This window comes from Streptomyces sp. NPDC059008 (genome assembly GCF_042749045.1).
GTDB lineage: Bacteria > Actinomycetota > Actinomycetes > Streptomycetales > Streptomycetaceae > Streptomyces.
In genome coordinates this window covers 48,308-69,433 of sequence record NZ_JBHYJC010000015.1, presented here as the reverse complement: position 1 = coordinate 69,433, position 21,126 = coordinate 48,308, and the positions used below count along the sequence as shown (strand labels likewise).

General features: G+C 71.7%; 19 protein-coding genes and 1 pseudogene. 12 read left to right on the top strand and 8 right to left on the bottom strand.

The genetic code is table 11. The features are described 5' to 3' along the window. Positions 1-21 precede the first annotated feature (21 nt). Positions 22-1,053 carry a class II fructose-bisphosphatase gene (glpX, locus tag ACFWZH_RS19660; protein WP_384432327.1) on the bottom strand — a complete coding sequence of 344 codons (1,032 nt, stop codon included), beginning with the start codon at positions 1,051-1,053 and terminating at the stop codon, positions 22-24. A 231-nt stretch (positions 1,054-1,284) separates the two neighbouring features. Here glpX and ACFWZH_RS19655 point away from each other — a divergent pair, with 231 nt between their 5' ends. Further along, complete coding sequence (locus ACFWZH_RS19655) at positions 1,285-1,794, top strand: DUF4245 domain-containing protein (RefSeq protein WP_384432589.1); 510 nt, start codon at positions 1,285-1,287, stop codon at positions 1,792-1,794. Positions 1,795-1,904: 110 nt separating this feature from the next. On the opposite strand, the gene ACFWZH_RS19650 is transcribed toward ACFWZH_RS19655, so the two are convergent. The 4 genes from ACFWZH_RS19650 to ACFWZH_RS19635 form a co-directional block, all read right to left on the bottom strand. Beyond that, positions 1,905-2,498, bottom strand: coding sequence for a malonic semialdehyde reductase (locus ACFWZH_RS19650; RefSeq protein ID WP_384432324.1), 594 nt, complete (start codon positions 2,496-2,498; stop codon positions 1,905-1,907). Between the two features lie 291 nt (positions 2,499-2,789). Further along, entirely contained in the window at positions 2,790-3,089 is a 300-nt protein-coding gene (locus ACFWZH_RS19645) for an exodeoxyribonuclease VII small subunit (protein WP_384432321.1), read from the bottom strand. 10 nt (positions 3,090-3,099) lie between these two features. Continuing rightward, entirely contained in the window at positions 3,100-4,335 is a 1,236-nt protein-coding gene (xseA, locus tag ACFWZH_RS19640; RefSeq protein WP_384432318.1) for an exodeoxyribonuclease VII large subunit, read from the bottom strand. A gap of 47 nt (positions 4,336-4,382) precedes the next feature. After that, entirely contained in the window at positions 4,383-5,756 is a 1,374-nt protein-coding gene (locus ACFWZH_RS19635) for an APC family permease (RefSeq protein WP_384432315.1), read from the bottom strand. A gap of 85 nt (positions 5,757-5,841) precedes the next feature. Between ACFWZH_RS19635 and ACFWZH_RS19630 the strand changes: the two genes are divergently transcribed. Together ACFWZH_RS19630 and ppgK are read left to right on the top strand one after the other, a co-directional pair. Continuing rightward, positions 5,842-6,825, top strand: coding sequence for a 4-hydroxy-3-methylbut-2-enyl diphosphate reductase (locus ACFWZH_RS19630; RefSeq protein WP_384432312.1), 984 nt, complete (start codon positions 5,842-5,844; stop codon positions 6,823-6,825). Between the two features lie 58 nt (positions 6,826-6,883). Beyond that, positions 6,884-7,624, top strand: a pseudogene (gene ppgK, locus ACFWZH_RS19625) (polyphosphate--glucose phosphotransferase); the annotation flags it as partial. Here ppgK and ACFWZH_RS19620 read toward each other — a convergent pair. Further along, positions 7,557-8,129, bottom strand: a complete 573-nt coding sequence (locus tag ACFWZH_RS19620) for a DUF6542 domain-containing protein (protein WP_384432586.1) — start codon at positions 8,127-8,129, stop codon at positions 7,557-7,559. The pseudogene ppgK and the gene ACFWZH_RS19620 sit on opposite strands and share 68 nt — an antisense overlap. A gap of 625 nt (positions 8,130-8,754) precedes the next feature. Here ACFWZH_RS19620 and ychF point away from each other — a divergent pair. Continuing rightward, on the top strand, positions 8,755-9,843 hold the full coding sequence (gene ychF, locus ACFWZH_RS19615; RefSeq protein WP_384432309.1) for a redox-regulated ATPase YchF: 1,089 nt from the start codon (positions 8,755-8,757) through the stop codon (positions 9,841-9,843). 115 nt (positions 9,844-9,958) lie between these two features. On the opposite strand, the gene ACFWZH_RS19610 is transcribed toward ychF, so the two are convergent. After that, positions 9,959-10,540 (bottom strand): Uma2 family endonuclease, encoded by a 582-nt coding sequence (locus ACFWZH_RS19610; protein ID WP_384432306.1) that lies wholly within the window; start codon positions 10,538-10,540, stop codon positions 9,959-9,961. 246 nt (positions 10,541-10,786) lie between these two features. On the opposite strand from ACFWZH_RS19610, the gene ACFWZH_RS19605 reads away from it, so the two are divergent. Both ACFWZH_RS19605 and ACFWZH_RS19600 read left to right on the top strand, forming a co-directional pair. Then, positions 10,787-11,566, top strand: a complete 780-nt coding sequence (locus ACFWZH_RS19605) for an aminoglycoside adenylyltransferase domain-containing protein (protein ID WP_384432304.1) — start codon at positions 10,787-10,789, stop codon at positions 11,564-11,566. A gap of 156 nt (positions 11,567-11,722) precedes the next feature. Beyond that, positions 11,723-12,748 (top strand): alpha/beta fold hydrolase, encoded by a 1,026-nt coding sequence (locus ACFWZH_RS19600; protein WP_384432301.1) that lies wholly within the window; start codon positions 11,723-11,725, stop codon positions 12,746-12,748. A 124-nt stretch (positions 12,749-12,872) separates the two neighbouring features. Here ACFWZH_RS19600 and ACFWZH_RS19595 read toward each other — a convergent pair whose 3' ends face one another. Beyond that, the gene (locus tag ACFWZH_RS19595; RefSeq protein ID WP_384432298.1) at positions 12,873-13,622 is read right to left on the bottom strand and encodes a PIG-L deacetylase family protein; all 750 of its coding nucleotides are present in this window, start codon (positions 13,620-13,622) and stop codon (positions 12,873-12,875) included. Between the two features lie 322 nt (positions 13,623-13,944). Between ACFWZH_RS19595 and ACFWZH_RS19590 the strand changes: the two genes are divergently transcribed. The 6 genes from ACFWZH_RS19590 to ACFWZH_RS19565 all read left to right on the top strand — a co-directional run bounded on the left by ACFWZH_RS19590 (position 13,945) and on the right by ACFWZH_RS19565 (position 21,107). After that, positions 13,945-14,697 carry a GntR family transcriptional regulator gene (locus tag ACFWZH_RS19590; protein WP_384432295.1) on the top strand — a complete coding sequence of 251 codons (753 nt, stop codon included), beginning with the start codon at positions 13,945-13,947 and terminating at the stop codon, positions 14,695-14,697. Positions 14,698-14,976: 279 nt separating this feature from the next. Further along, positions 14,977-16,680: an APC family permease gene (locus ACFWZH_RS19585; RefSeq protein ID WP_384432292.1), complete on the top strand. Its 1,704-nt coding sequence runs from the start codon at positions 14,977-14,979 to the stop codon at positions 16,678-16,680. A gap of 245 nt (positions 16,681-16,925) precedes the next feature. Next, complete coding sequence (locus ACFWZH_RS19580) at positions 16,926-17,105, top strand: SPOR domain-containing protein (RefSeq protein WP_384432289.1); 180 nt, start codon at positions 16,926-16,928, stop codon at positions 17,103-17,105. A gap of 51 nt (positions 17,106-17,156) precedes the next feature. Further along, entirely contained in the window at positions 17,157-17,582 is a 426-nt protein-coding gene (locus ACFWZH_RS19575; RefSeq protein WP_384432286.1) for a (deoxy)nucleoside triphosphate pyrophosphohydrolase, read from the top strand. A gap of 225 nt (positions 17,583-17,807) precedes the next feature. Then, positions 17,808-18,269 (top strand): ATP-binding protein, encoded by a 462-nt coding sequence (locus ACFWZH_RS19570; protein ID WP_384432283.1) that lies wholly within the window; start codon positions 17,808-17,810, stop codon positions 18,267-18,269. Positions 18,270-18,440: 171 nt separating this feature from the next. Further along, on the top strand, positions 18,441-21,107 hold the full coding sequence (locus ACFWZH_RS19565; protein ID WP_384432584.1) for a SpoIIE family protein phosphatase: 2,667 nt from the start codon (positions 18,441-18,443) through the stop codon (positions 21,105-21,107). Positions 21,108-21,126 lie beyond the last annotated feature (19 nt).

The following is a 21,126-nucleotide window of genomic DNA, read 5'->3' as shown; positions in this document are numbered from 1 at the left end:
GTGCGTGTCACCAGGGCGCCGTCAGCTGGGGCGCTCGAAGTCCACCGAGCTGTACGCGCGCAGCTTCGACAGCCGGTGCTGGGAGTCGATCTGCCGGATGGTGCCGGACTTGGACCGCATCACCAGGGACTGGGTGTAGGCGGTCTCCGCGCGGTAGCGGACGCCGCGCAGCAGCTCGCCGTCGGTGATGCCGGTGGCGACGAAGAAGACGTTGTCGCTGCGGACCAGGTCGTCGATCTCCAGCACCTTGTCCAGGTCGTGCCCGGCGTCCAGGGCGCGCTGGCGCTCCTCGTCGTCCTTGGGCCACAGCTTGGCCTGGAGCGTGCCGCCCAGGCACTTCATCGCGCAGGCCGTGATGATGCCCTCGGGCGTACCGCCGATGCCCAGCAGCAGGTCGACGCCGGTGCCCTCGCGCGCCGCCATGATCGCGCCCGCGACGTCGCCGTCGGAGATGAACTTGATCCGCGCGCCGGCCTCCCGGACCTCCTTGACCAGGCCCTCGTGCCGGGGCCGGTCCAGGATGACGACGGTGACGTCCTCGACCGCGGACTTCTTCGCCTTGGCGATCCGCTTGATGTTCACGGCCACCGGAGCCGTGATGTCGACGAAGTCCGCCGCCTCCGGGCCGGTCGCCAGCTTGTCCATGTAGAAGACCGCGGACGGGTCGAACATCGCGCCGCGCTCGGCGACCGCCATCACGGAGACGGCGTTGGCCATGCCCTTGGCGGTCAGCGTCGTACCGTCGACCGGGTCGACGGCCACGTCGCACTCCGGGCCGGTCCCGTCGCCGACGCGCTCACCGTTGTAGAGCATCGGGGCGTGGTCCTTCTCGCCTTCCCCGATGACCACCACGCCGTTCATCGAGACAGTGTGGATCAGGGCGCGCATCGCCTTGACCGCGGCGCCGTCCGCACCGTTCTTGTCGCCCCGGCCCACCCAGCGGCCCGAGGCCATGGCACCGGCCTCGGTGACCCGTACGAGCTCCAGTGCGAGGTTGCGATCCGGGGCCTCGGGGCTGACCTCGAGTTGGGAGGGGAGATGATGCTCGGTCATCGAGCGCACCTTTCTGTACGGCGACGGCCGTGAGGATGAGGGTAGGTATGACCTTATCTCCAGGTCGCCAAATTGAGCAGGGGGCCCTTCGCATGAGCGGCGCCGGGGGAGGCCGGAACCCGGGCGTTCGTGCAGGTGACGGCCGTCACCAGGGGGCCTGTCGGCTCGGCCGCGGGCATGGGGGACCATAGGGGCGTGGCAGGTATGCGAGGCAGGCAAACGGTGCGGGACATGGTCCTGTCGCTGGCGGTGATCGGCGTCCTGGTCGGGGCGATCTACTTCTTCATCCCGCACGACGACAGCGCCGACGCGGAGATGAGCGCGGTCAAGAGGGTCGACTACCGCGTCGAGCTGATCACGGCCCGTAGAGCGGCGCCCTACCCGGTCGCGGCGCCCGAGGGGCTGCCCAAGACCTGGCGCGCCACCTCGGTCTCGTACAAGGCGTCCGACGACGGCAAGGGCGGCGCCTGGCATCTGGGCATGCTCGACCCCGAGCAGCAGTACGCGGCCGTCGAGCAGAGCGACGCGACCGCGAAGGACTTCATCAAGGACGTCACCCTCGGCGCCACGAAGGTCGAGGGCAGGCAGGCCGTCGGCAGCAAGAAGTGGGACCGCTACCAGGGCGAGAAGTACCGGGCGCTGGTCCGTGAGGAGTCGGGGGTGACCACGGTCGTCACCGGCACCGCGCCCTACGGGCGGCTCGCGGACCTGGCGGCCGCACTGGTGGCCAAGAAGGGCTGACGGCGGACCGGAGCGCGACGAGGCCGCCGCACCCACGTGGGTGCGGCGGCCTCGTCGTTGCCCGGAGCGGCCTCCGGTGTGCTCGGACGCCGGCGGTCCGGGCCGGGGGCTCAGACGCTGGTGACGGCCTCGTCGAAGCCCAGGCGCGGCGAGCGCGGGAAGAACGCGTCGGCGCCGGGCTTGCCAATGTTGATGACCAGGAACGACTTCTGCTTGCCGTCGCCGAAGAACTCCTTGTCGATGCCGGTGAAGTCGAAGCCGGTCATCGGGCCCGCGGCCAGGCCGGCGGCGCGGACGCCGACGATGAAGTAGCCGGCCTGGAGGGTGGCGTTCTGGGTGCCGGCGGCCTCGCGGGCGGCGGCCTCGGCGAAGAACATGTCCTTGACGTTCGGGAGGGCCGGGAAGAGCCGCGGCAGGTGCTCGTGGAAGTCCAGGTCGACCGAGAGGATCGCGGTCAGCGGCGCGCTCAGGGTCTTCGGGCCGTTGGCGCCCATGGCGTGCCGGACCAGGCGCTCGCGGGCCTCCTGCGAACGGACCAGGGTTATCCGCAGCGAGGACTGGTTGAAGGCGGTCGGGCCGAACTTCACCAGGTCGTAGATCGCCTGGACCTGCTCGTCCGTCACCGGCTCGTCCGTGAACGTGTGGGCGGTCTGGGCCTCGCGGAAGAGGAGGTCCTGGGCGGCGGCGTCAAGGGCGAGAGACATGAGGGCACCTCGGTGAGTCGGGTGGGGTCAGGTTCGAAACCACTGTAATCCGGATAGATGAAGTTTCAACTAAATCCGGGATGATTGTGAGTCGGTTCACATGTGAGGGTAGCGCGATTCCGTGATTCGGAAGCAGCTTTCCGGAATGTGGAGTGCCTTCGGGGGTGAGAGGGCTGGAGGGCTTGGAGTTTGGAGGGCCAGGAAAGGCCAGGAAGGCCAGGAGGGCCCGGAGGCTGGAGGGCCAGGGGGGTCCGCCCTGCCGTGCCGGCGACGGCGCGGCCCCGGCGACGCCTACGGGCGCTCCGCCCCCGCCTCCGCTCCGTCCGACGACTCCGCCAGCGCGGCGTCCAGCCGGGCCCGCGCGCCGTCCAGCCAGCGGCGACAGACCTGCGCCAGCGCCTCGCCGCGCTCCCACAGCGCCAGCGACTCCTCCAGCGTCGTACCGCCCGCCTCCAGGCTGCGGACGACCTCGATCAGCTCGTCCCGCGCCTGCTCATAACCGAGCGTGGAGTCCACCGGTGCCACCTGCGCCGGTGTGCCGGCCGCGTCCTGCCCCGCGTCCACCAGGCCGTCCGTCTTCGCTTTCGCCATGTCTCCCACCCTATGCGCCAGGTGTGACAGCGCCCTCGGCGCCGCTCACCCGCACCCTGAATTCGCCCTCGGCCACCCGGGCCCGCAACTCCTCGTCCGCGCCGACCTCTTGGGGGGAGCGCACCGCCGCGCCGTCCGCCTTCTGCAGCACCGCGTAGCCGCGCTCCAGCGTCGCCTTGGGCGAGAGCGCGACCACCCGCGCGAGAGTGTGCGCGAGCTCGGAGTCGGCACGGTCCAGCAGATGTCCCAGGGTGCGCCGACCGCGCTCCAGCAGGGCCGTGACCTGCTCCTCGCGCTCCTCGACCATCCGCTGCGGCCGCTGTATGCAGGGCCGGTGCAGCGCCGCGGCCAGCCCCCGCTCCTCGCGCTGTACAAAGCCGTCGACCGCACGGAAGGCCCGGTCCCGCAACTGCCGGATCCGGGTCAGCTCCTCACCGACGTCCGGCACCACCTTCTTCGCCGCGTCCGTCGGCGTCGAGGCGCGCAGATCGGCGACCAGGTCCAGCAACGGGGTGTCCGGCTCATGGCCGATCGCCGAGACGACCGGCGTCGCCGCCGCGCCCACGGCACGTACGAGCTGCTCGTCGGAGAACGGCAGCAGATCCTCCACGCTGCCGCCCCCGCGCGCCACGATGATCACGTCCACCTCGGGCAGCGCGTCCAGCTCCTGGACCGCCGCGATCACCTGCGGCACCGCGTGCACGCCCTGGACGGGGACGTTGCGCACCGCGAAGCGGACGGCGGGCCAGCGGTGCCGGGCGTTCTCCAGGACGTCGCGCTCCGCGGCGCTCGCCCGGCCGCAGACCAGCCCGATCAGCTGCGGCAGAAACGGCAGCGGCTTCTTGCGGTCCGCGGCGAAGAGCCCCTCCGCCGCCAGCGACTTCTTCAACTGCTCCAGCCGGGCGAGGAGTTCACCCACGCCGACCGGCCGGATCTCGGCGGCCCGCAGCGACAGCTGGCCGCGCGGGGCGTACCACTCCGGCTTGGCGTGCACCACCACCCGGGCGCCCTCGCTGATCACGTCGGCGACCTTGTCGAAGACCTGGCGGTAGCACGTCACGCTCAGCGAGATGTCGTACGAGGGGTCGCGCAGCGTCAGGAAGACGACCCCGGCGCCCGGCCGCCGTGAGAGCTGGGTGATCTGCCCCTCGACCCACACCGCGCCGAGGCGGTCGATCCAACCGCCGATGAGCCGGGACACCTCGCCGACCGGGATCGGCGTTTCCGGGGACGTTGAGACAGCCATACGAGCGAGACTAGTGGCGCCCACCGACAGTGGCCGCCACCTCGCCCTCAGTCCCCTCCGCCGCCGGCCCGCGCCCGCGCCCCGTACTGCACCGCCAGCACCACCAGCCCCACCGCCATCCAGACCCCGCTCACGATCTGCGCGGTCGCGGAGGCCGCCACGATCACCGCGACCACCACCGCGAACCCCAGCAGCGGCACCACCACATGCCGCGGCACGCTCGGCGCCCCGGCCCCCCTGCGGACCCCGAACCAGCCGATCACCGACGCGTGCAGCAGCCCGAACGCGGTCAGCGCGCCCACGTTGACGATCGACGACAACTGGTCGAGCCCGTCGTCGCGGCGGGCCGCCCACACCGCCGCCACCAGCGTCACCGCCGCCGCCCCCAGCAGCGCCCGGCGCGGCACCCCGCTGGCCTCGTCCACCTTCGACATCGCCCCCGGCAGCCGCCGGTCCCGGGCCATCGCGAACAGCAGCCGCCCGGCCGCCGCCTGCCCCGCCAGCGCCGCGAACGCCGCCCCGACCGCCTTGCTGGCCGCCACCAGCTTCTGCAGCCACTCGCCCGCGGCCGCGTGCGCCGTCAGATAGAAGGCGTCCCCCTGCCTGCCCGGATCGGCCGCCAGCTCGGCCGCCGGCATCGGGGCGAGCAGCGCCGCCAGATACGTCTGGACGGCGAACAGCACCCCCGCCACCACCAGGCAGGTGAGCACCGCCCGCGCCACCCGCCGCGCGCCTCCCGCGGACTCCTCCGCGAACGACGCGATGGCGTCGAAGCCCAGATAGGACAGCACCGCGACCGACACCGCCGACAGCACCGCGCTCATCGAGAAGGCGCCCTCGCCGGTGAACGGCGCCGTCCAGCTGCGCTGCGCCCCGTGGACGAGCAGCGCGTACCCGGCAGCGACGACGAACACCACCAGCACCGCGATCTCCATCGCCAGCACCGCGAAGCCCACCCGGGCCGCCACCCGTACGCCCCACAGGTTCAGCAGCGTCGTCACCACCACCGCGAGCGCCGTGAACACCCACTGGTGCACCGACGGCACCAGCGCGTGCAGCGCGATCCCGGAGAACAGATACGCCACCGCCGGAATCAGCAGATAGTCCAGCATCGCCATCCACCCGGCGACGAAGCCCGCGCCCTCGCCCAGCCCCACCCGGGCGTAGGTGTAGACCGATCCGGCCTGCGGGGCGACCCGCACCATCAGGGCGTAGGAGTACGCCGTGAACGCCATCGCCAGGGTCGCCACCGCGTAGACGACGACGATCGCCCCGTGCGACTTGGCCTGCAGCGTGCCGAAGATGCCGACCGGCGCCATCGGGGCGATGAACAGCAGCCCGTAGACGATCAGGTCCCGGAACGTCAGCGTCCGCCGCAGCGATCCCGCCCCCGCCTCCCCCGTCCGCCCCAGCGACGCCATCGATGCCTCCTTGCGCAGTCCGGCCCTCAGTCTGGGACACGGGCGCGATCTTCAGGGGCACGGGCGCGGCCTTACGATGGACCGCATGACTGCTACGCCCGCCAGCCGCAAGGTCCTGCTCGCCGCCCCCCGTGGCTACTGCGCGGGCGTGGACCGCGCCGTGATCGCCGTCGAGAAGGCGCTTGAGCAGTACGGCGCCCCCGTCTACGTACGCCACGAGATCGTCCACAACAAGTACGTCGTGAAGACCCTGGAGAAGAAGGGCGCGATCTTCGTCGAGGAGACCGAAGAGGTGCCCGAGGGCAACATCGTCATCTTCTCGGCCCACGGTGTCGCACCGGTCGTCCACGAAGAGGCCTCGCGCGGCAAGCTCGCCACCATCGACGCGACCTGCCCCCTGGTCACCAAGGTGCACAAGGAAGCGATCCGCTACGCCAAGGAGGACTACGACATCCTCCTGATCGGCCACGAGGGCCACGAAGAGGTCATCGGCACCAGCGGCGAGGCCCCCGAGCACATCACCCTGGTCGACGGCCCCGACGACGTCGCCAACGTCGAGGTCCGCGACCCGGACAAGGTCGTCTGGCTCTCCCAGACCACGCTCTCGGTCGACGAGACCATGGAGACCGTCGACGCCCTCAAGGGCCGCTACCCCAACCTGCTCTCCCCGCCCAGCGACGACATCTGCTACGCCACGCAGAACCGCCAGACCGCGGTGAAGCAGATGGGCGCCGAGGCCGACCTGGTCATCGTCGTCGGCTCGAAGAACTCGTCGAACTCGGTCCGCCTGGTCGAGGTGGCGCTGGGCGCCGGCGCCCGCGACGCGCACCTGGTCGACTACGCCGAGGAGATCGACGAGGCCTGGCTGGAGGGCGTGAGCACGGTCGGCGTCACCTCCGGCGCGTCGGTCCCCGAGATCCTCGTCCACGGCGTCCTGGACTGGCTCGCCCAGCGCGGTTACGAGGACGTCGAGACCATCACCGCCGCCGAGGAGTCCATCGCCTTCTCCCTGCCCAAGGAGCTGCGCCGCGACCTGCGGGCCGAGGCGAAGGCGGCGACCGAGGACTGACCCGGCCGGATCCGCCGTCTCCCGGGCGGGCGGCCCCGTCGGCGCCTAGCCTTTTCCCATGAGGGTCTTCGGTGTGGACATCGGCGGATCGGGCATCAAGGGCGCTCCGGTGGATCTGGAGCGCGGCGAGCTCGTCGACGCGCGCTACAAGGTGCTGACCCCGCATCCGGCCACCCCGGATGCGGTCGCGGACTGCGTCGGACAGGTCGTGGCGCACTTCGGGTGGTCGGGGCCGGTCGGCGCGACCTTCCCCGGTGTGGTCACCGGCGGTACGACCCGTACCGCCGCCAATGTCGACAAGGGCTGGATCGGCACCGACGCCGGCGCGCTGCTCACCGGCCGGCTGGGCGGCGGGTCCGGCACCTGCCCCGTCACCGTCCTCAACGACGCGGACGCGGCCGGCCTGGCGGAGATGCGCTTCGGCGCGGGCCGCGGGCGGGCCGGCACGGTCATCGTCCTCACCCTCGGCACCGGCATCGGCAGCGCCGTCTTCACCGACGGCCGGCTCCTCCCCAACACCGAGCTCGGCCATCTGGAGCTGCACGGCCACGAGGCCGAGAAGCGCGCCTCGACCAAGGCCAAGGAGGACGAGGAGCTGAGCTGGCAGCACTGGGCACGCCGGGTGCGCAAGTACCTCGCCCATCTGGAGATGCTCTTCTCGCCCGAGCTGTTCGTGATCGGCGGCGGGGTGAGCCGCAAGGCGGAGAAGTTCCTGCCGCTGATCGAGGGCATCAGGGCCGAGATCGTGCCGGCTCGGCTTCAGAACAACGCGGGGATCGTGGGGGCCGCGATGGCTGCGTACGCCGCTCGGGCTGGTGGGACACCCGACGCGGACGGCTCCCCGACCGCGTCCCGCCACGCTCCGCCGTCCGCCTGGCCGGCCGCTCCGACGGCCCGTACTGCCCGTTCCGCGGTCGACTCGCCCGTCGGCTGGCCCGACGCCGCGCGATGACCAGCGCACGGCGGACCATGGTGATCAGCGCGCAGACGAGCGTGCCGGCGTAGAGCCAGCCGGCGTTCAGCGCGAGGACCGTGAAGACCCCCGTCACCACCCCGCCGACCCCCTCCCCGCCGTGCTGGATCGGCAGCGCCCCGACCGCGAAGGCGATCGGCACGGTGACCGGCGCGCAGATCAGGTCGTACGGCCTGACCCAGAACGCCGCCGCCACGCTCACCAGCAGGAAGAAGAAGCCGTACGGGGTCTGCGCGCCGCCCAGGAGCAGCCGGTCCAGGTACGCGAACGCCAGCAGGGTCAGCGTCGCCAGCAGCCAGCACCCCAGGCCGGTGAGCTTGGCGGCCGGCATCCGGTGCGGCAGCAGCGCGGACGGGGCGGTCGAGGGGCGGGGCCGGGCCCGGTAAACGGTCGAGGCTTCGGCGCCCTCCGGTGGCGCGGGGGCGCGCTCGGGCGCCCGGGGCGTCGGGGCCGCCCGGGTGGGGCCGCGGGCCGGCCCCGCCTGTGCCGGGCCCCGTAACGGCAGGGAGGCGGAGGCCGGTACGGACGCGAACCCGGAGGCCCGCATCGCGGAGAGAAAGGCGTCGTCGGGGTCGGCTGCCACGGCCTCCGCGGGGCGCGGGAGCCGGGTGCCCGTGTCGGTGGCCGGGCGTGCGGGCCATGACGGTCCGTGCTGGGGGGTGCGCGCTTCGTGTTGCTCCACTCGCCAACGGTAGGCCGCTAAGTGGGATTAACCGGTTACGGGACACGCGCTTTGTTCCGACCTTGGGACTTCGTTCGCCGCGGGGACCCGGAGCGGGGCACCGGACGCCGGCCGCGGCCCCGGAGGGGGTCGGGCGCGGGCGCGGTCCCGGTGGCGGCCGCTCGCGCCCGGCCGCCCCGTAGACTGGTTGATCGGCCCCTCCCGGGACCGGGCACCCGGACCCGGAGCGGCCGCCCACCCCACCACCTCTGCCTTCGGAAGTCGAGTCGCCACAGTGTCGCTCACGATCGGAATCGTCGGTCTGCCCAATGTCGGCAAGTCGACCATGTTCAACGCCCTGACCAAGAACGACGTGCTGGCGGCCAACTACCCGTTCGCCACCATCGAGCCGAACGTCGGCGTCGTCGGAGTCCCCGACCCCCGCCTCGCCAAGCTCGCCGAGATCTTCGACTCGCAGAAGATCCTCCCGGCCACCGTCGACTTCGTCGACATCGCGGGCATCGTCCGCGGCGCCTCGGAGGGCGAGGGCCTGGGCAACAAGTTCCTCGCGAACATCCGCGAGTCCGACGCGATCTGCCAGGTCATCCGCGCCTTCAAGGACGAGAACGTCGTCCACGTCGACGGCAAGGTCTCGCCCAAGGACGACATCGAGACCATCAACACCGAGCTGATCCTGGCCGACCTCCAGACCATCGAGAAGGTCCTTCCGCGCCTGCAGAAGGAATCCCGCATCAAGAAGGACGTCGCCCCCAAGGTCAAGGCCGTCGAAGAGGCCAAGGCCATCCTGGAGAAGGGCGACACGCTCTTCTCGGCGGGCATCGTCCAGGGCTCCGGCAACGAGGAACTCCTGCACGACCTGCACCTCCTCACCACCAAGCCCTTCCTCTACGTCTTCAACGTCGACGAGGACGAGCTGACCGACGAGGACTTCAAGAACGAGCAGCGCGCCCTGGTCGCCCCCGCCGAGGCGATCTTCCTCAACGCCAAGCTCGAGGCCGACCTCGCCGAACTCGACGAGGACGAGGCCCTCGAACTCCTCCAGTCCGTCGGCCAGGACGAACCGGGCCTGGCCACCCTCGCCCACGTCGGCTTCGACACCCTCGGCCTGCAGACCTACCTGACGGCCGGCCCCAAGGAAACCCGCGCCTGGACCATCAAGAAGGGCGCCACCGCCCCCGAGGCCGCCGGCGTCATCCACACCGACTTCCAAAAGGGCTTCATCAAGGCCGAGGTCATCTCCTTCGCCGACCTCGTCGAGACCGGCTCCGTCGCCGACGCCCGCGCCGCCGGCAAGGCCCGCATGGAGGGCAAGGAGTATGTGATGCAGGACGGGGATGTGGTGGAGTTCCGGTTCAACGTGTGAGCCGGTGAAGCAACACCGTCGCTGAGCGGACGATTGCGCAGCTCGCAAAAGGGTCGGACTGTCTCCAGTCCGACCCTTTCGGCTCCCGGTGTGGACTGGGAGCCGCATCGCCGTGTCAGCCCGGCCGGCCCGGCGTCAGCTTGTCGAGATCAAGGCTGATCTCGAAGGGCACCGGACGCCGGAGTGAGCCTCGGAAGATACCGGCGGGCGCGTAGCTACGGGTCGGCTCATCGAGCTCGTAGACATGTACGACCGGTGCGCCGCCCTCGTCTTCGATGCACCAGTAGTGCGGGATGCCGGCCTCGGCGTACTTGCGGAGCTTGACCGTGCGGTCCCGGTGGGCGGACTCGGGGGAGACGACCTCGATGACGAGCAGGACGTCCCCCGGGGCGTACCAGGTGCGGTCCGCATCGTACGGGTCTGTCGTCAGAAGCAGGTCGGGCTCTGGGCGGTTGCGGGCGTCAAGGCGGATGGTCATCTCCCGCTCGACTTCGACACCGCTGGGGGCTTGATCCATGAGGGCCACAGTCAGGCCGGTGACGAGGCGGCCGTGCCACGACCGCTGGGGCGACAGCATGAAGACGAGGGCTCCGTCGATGAGCTCGGTGTGGCGGGGTGCCTCGGGGAGGCGGTCCAGGTCCTCCGCGAACCAGCCTTCCGCGCGTGGCGGGCGCATCCAGTCGGGCAGTGCGGTCATGGCTCAACCGTAGCGATTCGGCGAGAACGGGGCTACGAGGGCATCGACGGTGGAGTTGTCCCCGCGGTGGCCGACGTTCCGGTCCGGTGTGTCATGGAGCGCCGGGTGCCCGCCGCTGCAGACTGGTCCGTTATGACGACCAGCTCCGACGAAGCTCCTGGTGACCCCGTTGCCGGGCGACCCGCCGTGTCCGCCGCACCCGCCGTGTCCGCCCCGTCCGCCGTACCCGCCGGCACCGTGCCGGGTGTGACCGGGGACCCGGGCACCGATGACCTCCTCGCACGTTTTACCGAGGCCCTTGGCCCGCCCTTCGTGCCGCTCGTCGCGCTCTGGGTTCACGGTTCGATCGCCGAGGGCACGGACTACCGTCCCGGTCGCAGCGACCTCGATCTGGTCGCCGTGCTCGACCGGCCCTGCACTCCCGAGGAGGAGCGGCGGCTGATCGGGCTCCATGATCGGCTGGTGCGGGAGCTGCCGCTCGCGCGCGGGCTGCACTGCTCGTACCTCTCCGCCGCCGGGCTGGACGATCCGGACCGGGAGCATCCGGTATGGGCCCACCGGGAGTACTACGCCCGCCCGGTCAGTCCGGTCGCCAGGCGGGAACTGCACGCCTTCGGGCGGGTGCTGCGCGGTCGGCCGGTCGAGGGATTGCTGCCCCCGGTGTCGGATCGTCAGCTCACTGCATTCATCGTCGGTGAGTTGCGGGAAAGCCTCTCCGGACTCGCCGCGTCGCGCAGTGAACTGCTGCTCCAGGACGGCTGGTTGGACTACGCCGTGCTCACCGTGGCCCGGATGCACATCACCCTGCGGGACGGCCGGCTGATCAGCAAACGCGAGGCCCTCGACGTGCTTCGCACCGAACTCGACGCTCCCGAGGAGGTCGTGGCGGACATCCGTCGGCGCCGATACGGGGACGGTATGGACGGGGCGGGGCAGGAGGACGAGGCCTGGCGGCGCCGGAGGGCGGGGCTGGCGGCCCGCTTCCTGGGGCCGGTCGTCGGGCGGCTGATCTCCTCGTACGGCTAGGCCGGCCTGGCCCGGCCCCGACAGGGGCCCGCGGAAAGAAGGGGGGCAAGGGGAGGAATTCCCAACGGGGTTAATTCATTATGCCCCGGATTTGGGGGCTCGGGCATCGTCTTCGGGGACGAAAATGTGGGTATTTGGGGCGCCTAGCTTTGATGCATGGCACAGAGCGGGAGCAACGAAGCGAAGAGCAAGGTGAGCACCGAGGTGAGCACCGAGGTGAGCGGCGAGGCGGCCGGCCGGGCGGACAGCGGGGCGAGCGGAGACCTGACCTGTATGGCCGGTGACGGGGTGGAGCTGGCTGTGCGGGATCACGGTGGGGCCGGGCCCGCGGTGCTGTTGTTGCACGGGGCGGGGCGGACGTTGGCGGACTGGGAGCGGGTCGCGCCGCTGCTGGCCGTGCGGCACCGGGTGCTGGCGATGGATCTGCGGGGCCATGGGCGGTCGGGCGAGGGCGCGGTGCCGTGGACGTTCGAGGTGGCCGTGGGGGATGTGGCGGCGGTGCTGGCGGCCTGTGGGGTGCCGGAGGCCGTGGTGGTGGGGCATTCGATGGGCGGGATGGTGGCCGCGCGGTGTCTGGAGCTGCTGCCCGACACGCCCGCCGCGGTGAACCTCGACGGGCACGGGATGGGGAGGGCGGAGCAGTACGTGGGCCTGGACGCAGCCTATGTGCGCGAACGGCTGGGGGAGGTGAGGAAGTTCGCGGAGGAGGCGGGCGGACGTCCCTTCGACGCCGCCGCGTTGGAGGGCGTGCTCGACTACCAGGCCGCCATGGCGGCGCAGTTGGGGATCCCCGGCGAGTTCATGGTGGCCGGGGTGCGGCGGTCCTTGGCGCGGACGGCGGACGGGCGGCTGTTTCTGCGGCCGGGGCGACGGCAGGCGGTCCAGGCCCAGGAGGCGATGGCGGGGATCGATCTGTTCGCGCTCTACCGGCGGGTGACGCGGCCGTTGCTGATCGCCCGGGCGCTGCGCCCCAACCCCCCGGTGCCGGGCATGCCGCCGTGGTTCGAGGAGCTGATGGCCGCGTACGTGGAGGGGCTGCGCCGCGATCTGGGGGAGCTGGCGCGGACGCAGCCGCAGGTGACCGTGGCGGGGGTGGACGGGACCCACGCGATGGCGCTGGAGCGGCCGGCGGAGGTGGCGGAGCTGGTGGCCGGATTCGTTGCGGGGGTCGTGGGGGCGTAGGGGGCGTGGGGCCGGTCCGCCGTTGATCCATGGAGGGGAGGGGGGAGCGGTACGTACGCCTGGGCGAGTGGCACGCCTTGGTGTGTGACGCCCGCCCCATGAGCACCCCCAAGGCGTGTGCGTCCTAGCGCGGAAAGACCTGGAAGAGGGTCGCCGGGCGGCCCCGGTAGCGTTCGCCGCCGGTGCGCAGGGTCTGTTCGATGAAGGTGCGGGCGTAGCTGTGCGGGTCCTGTTCGGGGCCGCCGAGGCCCCTGATGTACGTGGCGTGCGCCGCCAGTGAGGCGACCGCGCGGTCGATGCCGGGGCCGACCTCGGCGGCGTGGGTGGGGTGGGGGGAGCCGGCCACGGCGACCCAGCGGATGCCGTTCCAGGGCGCCAGGCCGCGCGCGTCGGCCAGCTCGGGGAAGATCCAGCGGTTGCCGGCGTCGCCGGCCGCGTCCAGGACGGCGCGGCCGACCACCCGGTGGTCCGGGGTGTTCCACTCCACCCCGCCCCAGGTGTCGTGGTGGTTGAGGGTGATCAGCAGCTCGGGGCGGTGGCGCCGGATGGCCGCGGAGAGGTCGCGGCGCAGCGCCGTACCGGCCTCGATGACGCCATCGTGGTGGTGTTCGAGGAACTCGACGGTGTGCACGCCGACGAGCGCGGCGCCGGCCCGCTGCTCGGCCTCGCGGATGTGCCCGCACTCCCCGGGCGCCAGGCCGTCGATGCCGGCCTCGCCGCGGGTCACGAGCAGGTAGCTGACCTCGCGTCCGGCGGCGGTCCATTCGGCGATGGCGGCCGCGGCGCCGTACTCCAGGTCGTCGGGGTGGGCGACGACGGCGAGGGCGCGCTGCCACTCCTTGGGCATGGGGGAGAGGCCGGGTTCGGCGGGCATGGGCGCCTTCCTTCCCTTCCGGTGAACCCGCTTTGGGGCCGGTGCCGTGTGGTGAGCGGTCCGTGTGGGGGAGCGGGTCCTGCTGCCGGGCGGTCCGTTGCGGGCTGGTCCTGGTCGATCGTGACATGAGCGGGCGGCGCTCTTCGGGAGGTGGGGCGTGGGGTGCGGGTGAGGTGGGGATGGGGGCTGGTGGGGTCCGTGCGCGCTCCCCGGGCGGCTGAGCTGGGTTTCATCACATCAGGTGAATATCTGGCCCAAGGTTGCGGTCGGCAACGCGCCGTTGCCAGGCTGTTGCTGACTGTCAAGCTGTTGGGAGGGGCACGTGCCTTTCGGTGAGCAGCCCGCGTACCTCCGCGTCGCCGGCGACCTGCGCCAGAAGATCGTCGACGGGGTGCTGCCGCCGCACACCCGCCTCCCCTCCCAGGCCCGCATCCGCGAGGAGTACGGCGTCTCGGACACCGTCGCCCTGGAGGCGCGCAAGGTCCTGATGGCCGAGGGCCTGGTCGAGGGTCGCTCGGGCTCGGGCACATACGTGCGCGAGCAGCCCGTCCCGCGCCGTATCGCCCGCGCCGGATTCCACGCCGTCGGCGGCTGTACGCCCTTCCGGCAGGAGCAGACGGACGAGCGGGTGCGCGGCACCTGGGAGTCCAACAGCGAGCAGGAGGCGGCCAGTTCGGCGGTCGCCGCCAGGCTGCGCGTTCCGCCGGGGGCCAGGGTGATGCGCACCCGCTATGTCTTCCGGGCGGAGGGCGAGCCGGCGATGCTCTCCACGTCCTGGGAGCCCCTGGAGGTGACGGGGCGAACGCCCGTGATGCTGCCGGAGGAGGGGCCGCTGGCGGGGCGCGGGGTGGTCGAACGGATGGCGGCCATCGACGTGGTGGTGGACAACGTCGTCGAGGAGGTCGGGGCCCGGCCCGCGCTGGCCGAGGAGGCCATGGCGCTGGGCGGGGTGCCGGGGCATGCGGTGCTGGTCGTCTCGCGTACGTACTTCGAGGGCCGCCGGCCGGTCGAGACCGCCGATGTCGTCACGCTCGCGGACCGGTATCGGGTGGCGTACCACCTGCCGGTGAAGTAGCAGCCGGGCGGCCCGCGGGGCCGCCCCTGCCGTCTCCGCTGCCCCCCGTATCCGCCCTCCCGCGGCCCCGTACTGGATCCGTGGCGGCTTTCAGTCTCCAGTCCGGTGTCCGTTTTGCTGAGATATGCCCGTAAATGTTGGCTGGATCTTGGTGTTGGAAACCTCACAGACCCTCAGCTGGGCGGGAGTTTTGGCCAGCAGCGGGAAACCGATCTTCGGATTCGCTCTTACGATGGCGAAGTTTGTGCACGGCACGGGGGAAGACCAGGAGACCAGCACGTGAGCACGACGAAAACCCAGGGTGCGGAGCAGGGTTCGCATTCGAATTACCGGCGGTCCCTCGGGACCATCGCCCTGACCGCGACGGGCCTCGGGTCCATCATCGGCTCCGGCTGGCTCTTCGGGGCCGAGCGGGCCGCCGCCATCGCCGGTCCGGCCGCGATCCTGGCCTGGGTCATCGGCGCGCTGGTCGCGCTCACCATCGCGCTCACCTACAGCGAGCTGGGTGCGATGTTCCCGAAGGCCGGCGGCATGGTCCGCTACGGCCAGTACTCGCACGGCTCGCTCGCCGGCTACCTCGCGGCCTGGGCCAACTGGATCGCGATCGTCTCGGTCATCCCCGGTGAGGCCACCGCCTCGGTCCAGTACATGAGTTCCTGGGACTTCGGCTGGGCGAAGGCGCTCTACGACGGCAAGGAGCTGACGGGCACCGGTGTCGGGCTCGCCAGCGTCCTGCTGATCTTCTACTTCTTCCTCAACTGGTTCGCCATCTCGCTGTTCGCGAAGACCAACACCGCGATCACGGTCTTCAAGGTCGTGGTGCCGGTGCTGACCGCCAGCGCGCTGATGCTGGCGCACTTCGACACGGACAACATCAGCGGCCACGGCGGCTTCACCCCCAACGGCTGGAGCTCGGTCTTCACCGCGGTCGCCGTCTCCGGCATCGTCTGGGCCTACAACGGCTTCCAGTCCCCGCTGAACCTCGCCGGCGAGGCCCGTAACCCGGGCAAGTCGCTGCCCAAGGCCGTCGTCTGGTCGATCCTGATCGCGCTGGTCATCTATGTCGCGCTGCAGGTCGCGTTCCTGATGGCGGTCCCCGGCGACAAGCTGGGCGCCAGCGGCGGCTGGGCCGGCCTCGGCTACAACTCGCCGCTCGCCGACCTCGCGGTGGCCTGGGGCCTGAACTGGCTGGCGTTGCTGCTGTACGCGGACGCCTTCGTCTCGCCGTCCGGCACCGGCATGATCTACGCCGCCACCACCTCGCGCATGATCCACGGCGTGCAGGAGAACGGCCATCTGCCCGGCGTCTTCGGCAAGGTGGACAAGAAGACCGGCGTGCCGCGCCCGGCGCTGCTGCTCAACCTCGTGATCGCCTTCCTCTTCCTCGCGGTCTTCCGCGGCTGGGGCTCGCTCGCCGAGATCGTCTCGGTCGCCACCGTCATCTCGTACATCACCGGCCCGGTCGCGGTGATGTCGCTGCGCCGCATCTCGCCGGACCTCAACCGCCCGGTCAAGCTCCGGGTGATGCCGATCATCGCGCCGGTCGCGATGGTCTTCGGCTCGCTGGTCCTGTACTGGGGCCGTTGGCCGCTGACCGGCAAGGTCATCCTGATCATGGCCGTCGGACTGCCGGTCTGGGCCTGGTACGAGATCGGCAAGCCGCTGACCCAGGGCCGCAAGCCGTGGGCCGGGCTGCGCCCGCACCTGAAGGCCGGCGCCTGGATGGTGGCGTACCTGCTGGTCATGGCCGCCGTGTCGTACATGGGCGGCAAGGAGTTCGGCGGCAAGGGCTACCTGCCCCCGGGCTGGGACATCGCCGTGGTCGCCGCGATCGGACTGGCCTTCTACTACTGGGGCGTGCGCAGCTCGTGGCGCAACCCGTCGCTGGTCCAGGTCGAGGCCGAGATCCGTGCGGAGGAAGAGGCCGCCGCGGCGGACGCGGCCGGAGAGGCCGAAGGGGCCAAGGCGTCCGTCGGGGCCTGAGTCAGCCTGGCGCCACGCCTCGCAGTTTCGTCACTTACGCCCGGCGCTTCGGGCGAAACCGGCCACTCGCAGGTCGCTTCCGGTACGACCGGGGCCTGCGAGTGGCCGGTTCGGTACCTCTTTGTGTAAATCCATATCCGGTGCGTAAAGGTCGGGCGTACGCTCGGGCATATGCGGATTGCGATTTCGGCATCAGCAGACGAGGGGCGCGTCATGACGCGCTGTGTGGCGGACGGAGGGGCGCAATGACTGAGGGTGGAGCCGTGCTCCCCTGGCTCGTCATCCGCCAGGACGAAGGGGGCAACCGGTATCGCGTCGGCCGGTATGCCACCCGGGCGGAGGCGGAGCGGGTGGCCGACCGGCTCGATTCGCCGGGCCGGCGGCAGCTCTACGTGGTCGAGAAGGTCGACCATGCGGCGACCTGAGGGGCGGCGGGCGAGAAGCGGGACGAAGGCGGGGGACGTAGGCTGCCGCGCATGACGACGGTGCGCGTAGTAGTGGGCGGAGCGGTGTGCCAGGGCGGGCGGCTGCTGGCCGCACGCCGCAGCGCACCGCCCGCGCTGGCCGGCCGCTGGGAGCTGCCCGGCGGCAAGGTGGAGGACGACGAGACGCCCGAACGGGCGCTGGAGCGCGAACTGCGTGAGGAGCTGGGCGTCGAGGTGGTGGTCGGGGAGCGCATCCCCGGGGAGTGGGTGCTGCGGCCCGGCTACGTCCTGCAGGTGTGGACGGCCCGCCTGGCGTCCGGTGAGCCGCGGCCGCTGCAGGACCACGACGAGTTGCGCTGGCTGCTGCCCGGCGAGGAGTCGCAGGTCGACTGGCTGGATCAGGACCGCCCGGCGGTCGCCGAGGCGATGCGCAGGCTGGTCGCCACGGCCGGGATCCCGGGCGTGCGGTCCGCTTGAGCGCGCGCGGCCTCCTGCCCGCCCTGGCTCGCGCCCCGTGTGCCTTGGCTCCTTCGCCGCGCACGCATGACCGCCTGCGACGCGTGCGTAGCCCCACTGTTCCCATATGCGCCATTTGTGTCACAGCGCACCGTTGGCGGCGATACTTCGACCTCGATATCGGGTATGTCCAGATTGACCCCTTCAATGTGGGCAATCCGACGGGGATGCCATCGGGGTTGGGATGTGATCGGCGTGAGCGACAGCGCAGCGGCAGGGGTCCCAGAATCCGGCTCCAGCAGTGTCCGCAAGCGCGGCAGGGCCACCGGTTCACCGATCGCCGAATGGAGCTTTCCGGCCGACCCCGGCGCGGTGCGCACCGCCCGCACGATGGTCCGCCGGGTGCTGGACGACTGGGGACTGAACGGAGCCACCGATGTGGCCGTACTCCTCGTCAGCGAGCTCGTCACCAACTCCCTGCGCTACGCCAGCGGACCGATCGGCGTCCGCATGGTGCTGCTGAGCTCCGGCGGGCTGCTCGTCGAGGTCTCCGATCCGCTGCCCGACCCGCCGCAGGAGCGCGCAGCCGCCCCGGACGACGAGGGCGGCCGTGGATTGCAGCTGGTCGCGTGCAGTTCGCGACGCTGGGGAACCCGGCGTGGAAAGAGTGGCAAGACAGTGTGGTTCGAGCTGTCGGTGGCTGGTTAGGAGACATGTGGAGTCCTGATCGTTGCCATTTCATCGACATTTTGTAGATGGCCTGCGATCGAGACTGTGCTGTGATCGTGAAGACCGTGTTCCGGATAGTCGAGGTGCTGGATACTCAGGCTGGTCCGGTCCGGGCACGATGAGCTGGAGGGGACGGGGCTCGTGAGCGAGATGTCATCTGGCGGGGCAGAACCCGCACAGGCCGAGGGTCAGGGTGGTGCGGACGGCCCTGGTGACCCAGGTGGGCGTTCGTACGCCCGCGACCTGCACGGTCCGCCCGTATGGCAGAGCAGCCGGCCCGGATCGATCTACGACTACATCAGAGTGGCCTCCTTCTCGCTCGGCCCCGACGGGCGGATCGACCAGTGGAGCGAGCGGGCCGAGCAGATGCTCGGCATCCCCGCCCGTTACGCCATCGGCAAGGACCCCATCGAGGCGTTCGTCCCCAGCGAGTTCCGCGAGACCGGGCGCCGCAAGGTGTCGGAGATCCTCGACGGCCGCGAGTGGACCGGCCTGGTGCCCTACCGCAGGGCGGAGGGCGGACCGGCCGACGGACTGGCCGAGATCTATGTGATGCCCTCGCACGACGAGGCCGGGCAGCGCGCCGCGGTCTGCATCGTCGTCGATGTCCGGGCGCTGCGCGGCATCGAGACCGACCTCGCCGCCTCACAGGCCGTTTTCGGTCAATCCCCCATGGGCTTCACCCTGTTCGGCACGGACCTGAAGCTGCTGCGGGTCAACGAGCGCTTCGCCACGGTCTTCGGCGGCCCCGCCGCCAAGTACCGCGGCCGCACCCCGCACGACTTCCTGCCGCGCCCCGAGGCCGAGCGGATGACCGCCGCGCTGCGCCGCGTCCTGGAGACCGGCGAACCGGTCACCGAGATGCAGCTGGTGGGGGCGGTGCCCGGCGAGGAGGAGCGCCGCCGCTGGTCGGTGTCGCTCTACCGCCTGCACGGCGCCAGCGGCCGGCCCATCGGCGTCGCGGCGCTCGCCGCCGACGTCACCGGCCGGCGCCGGGCCGAACGCGAGGCCGCCAGCGCCCGCCGCAACCTCGCACTGCTCAACGAGGCCGGCGCCCGGATAGGCAACTCCCTCGACCTGGAGACCACCGCCCGCACCCTGTTGGACGTCGCCGTCCCGCAGTTCTGCGATCTGGCGTCGGTGGACCTCTACCAGGGCCTGCTGTCCGGCGACGAGGCGCCGCCCGGCATGAGCGACGGCAGCGCCGAACTGCGCCGGGTCGCGTTCGCCAGCGCCGTCTCCGACGCCCCGTTCGCCAGTGCCGCCGGCGGCGCGCCCCAGGACCCGCCGGTCGCCGTCGGCGCCGTCCACCGCTACCCCTTCAACTCCCCCTGCGCGGCCGCCCTGCGCACCGCCCAGGCGCAGATCATCCCGGGCCGGGAGAGCGAGGACGGGCCGGAGTTGGGCGCCGTGGTGCACTCCACGCTCGTCGTGCCCATGGTCGCCAGGGACACCGTCGTCGGGCTGGTGCAGTTCTCCCGCGCGAAGGGCAGCGAGCCGTTCGGGGAACGCGACACCGCGCTGGCCGTGGAGCTCGCGGCGCGCGCCGCGGTCTGCATCGACAACGCCCGCCTCTACCGCCGCGAGCACGAACGCGCGCTGATCCTGCAGCGCAGCCTGCTGCCGCCCGGCGACCCGGAGGCGTCCGGCCTCGACATCGCCTGCCGCTATCTGCCCGGCACCACCGCGACCGAGGTCGGCGGCGACTGGTTCGACGTCATCGAACTCCCCGGGCACCGCACGGCGCTGGTCGTCGGCGACGTCATGGGCCGCGGGCTGCGCGCCGCCGTGGCGATGGGTGAACTGCGCACCGCCGTAAGGACGCTGGCGCTGCTGGACCTGGAGCCGGCCGAGGTGCTCTCGGCGCTGGACGAGATCGCCCGCGGGCTCGGCGGCAGCGGCGACGGCCGGTCCGCCGGACGCGGCTCCCGCGGCCGGTCCGGTGCCGCCGGCGCGCCGGAGCCGGGCCGCTCCGCCCGTACCGCCGACCTCTCCGAGGTCTACCTCGCCACCTGCGTCTACGCCGTGTACGACCCGGTCACCCGGCGGGCGACGTTCGCCAACGCCGGGCATCTGCCGCCGGTCCTGGTCGAGGAGGGCGAGGACGCGCTGCTGCTCGACGTACCGCCGGGGATGCCGCTGGGCGTCGGGGGCGAGCCGTTCGAGGAGATCGAGGTGGAGCTGCCGGACGGCGCGCTGCTGGCCCTGTACACCGACGGGCTGGTGGAGTCCCGCCACCACCCCCTCGACGAGGGGCTGCAGGCGTTCCGGGCGGCGCTGTCGGGCGCCGACCGCCAGCTGGAGGACGCCTGCGACCACGTCCTGAGCGCCCTGGACACCTCGCACGGCGAGGACGACATCGCGCTGCTGATGGCCCGGGTGCACGGGCTGCCCAAGGACTCGGTGGGCGACTGGAGCCTTGCGCCGGAGGCCCGTTCGGTGGCCCGCGCCCGTGAGCTGGCCCGCGACCAGCTGACGGACTGGGGCCTGCAGGGGCTGGTCGACACCGCGGAGCTGCTGGTCAGCGAGCTGGTGACGAACGCGCTGCGGCACGGCCACGGCGAGATCCGGCTGCGGCTGCTGCTGGACCGCACGCTGGTCTGCGAGGTCTGGGACGCCGATCTCGCCCAGCCGCGCCGCCGCCGGGCCCGCGACACCGACGAGGGCGGCCGCGGACTGCAGCTGGTCGGTCTGCTCAGCGAGGGCTGGGGCAGTCGCCGCACCCCGCGCGGCAAGACCGTCTGGTTCGAACTCGCCCTGCCCGACGGGGAGTCGACGGGCATGGACCCCGCGGAAGCGCTGCTGAGTCTGTTCTGAGGCCGGCGCCGGGGCGGCG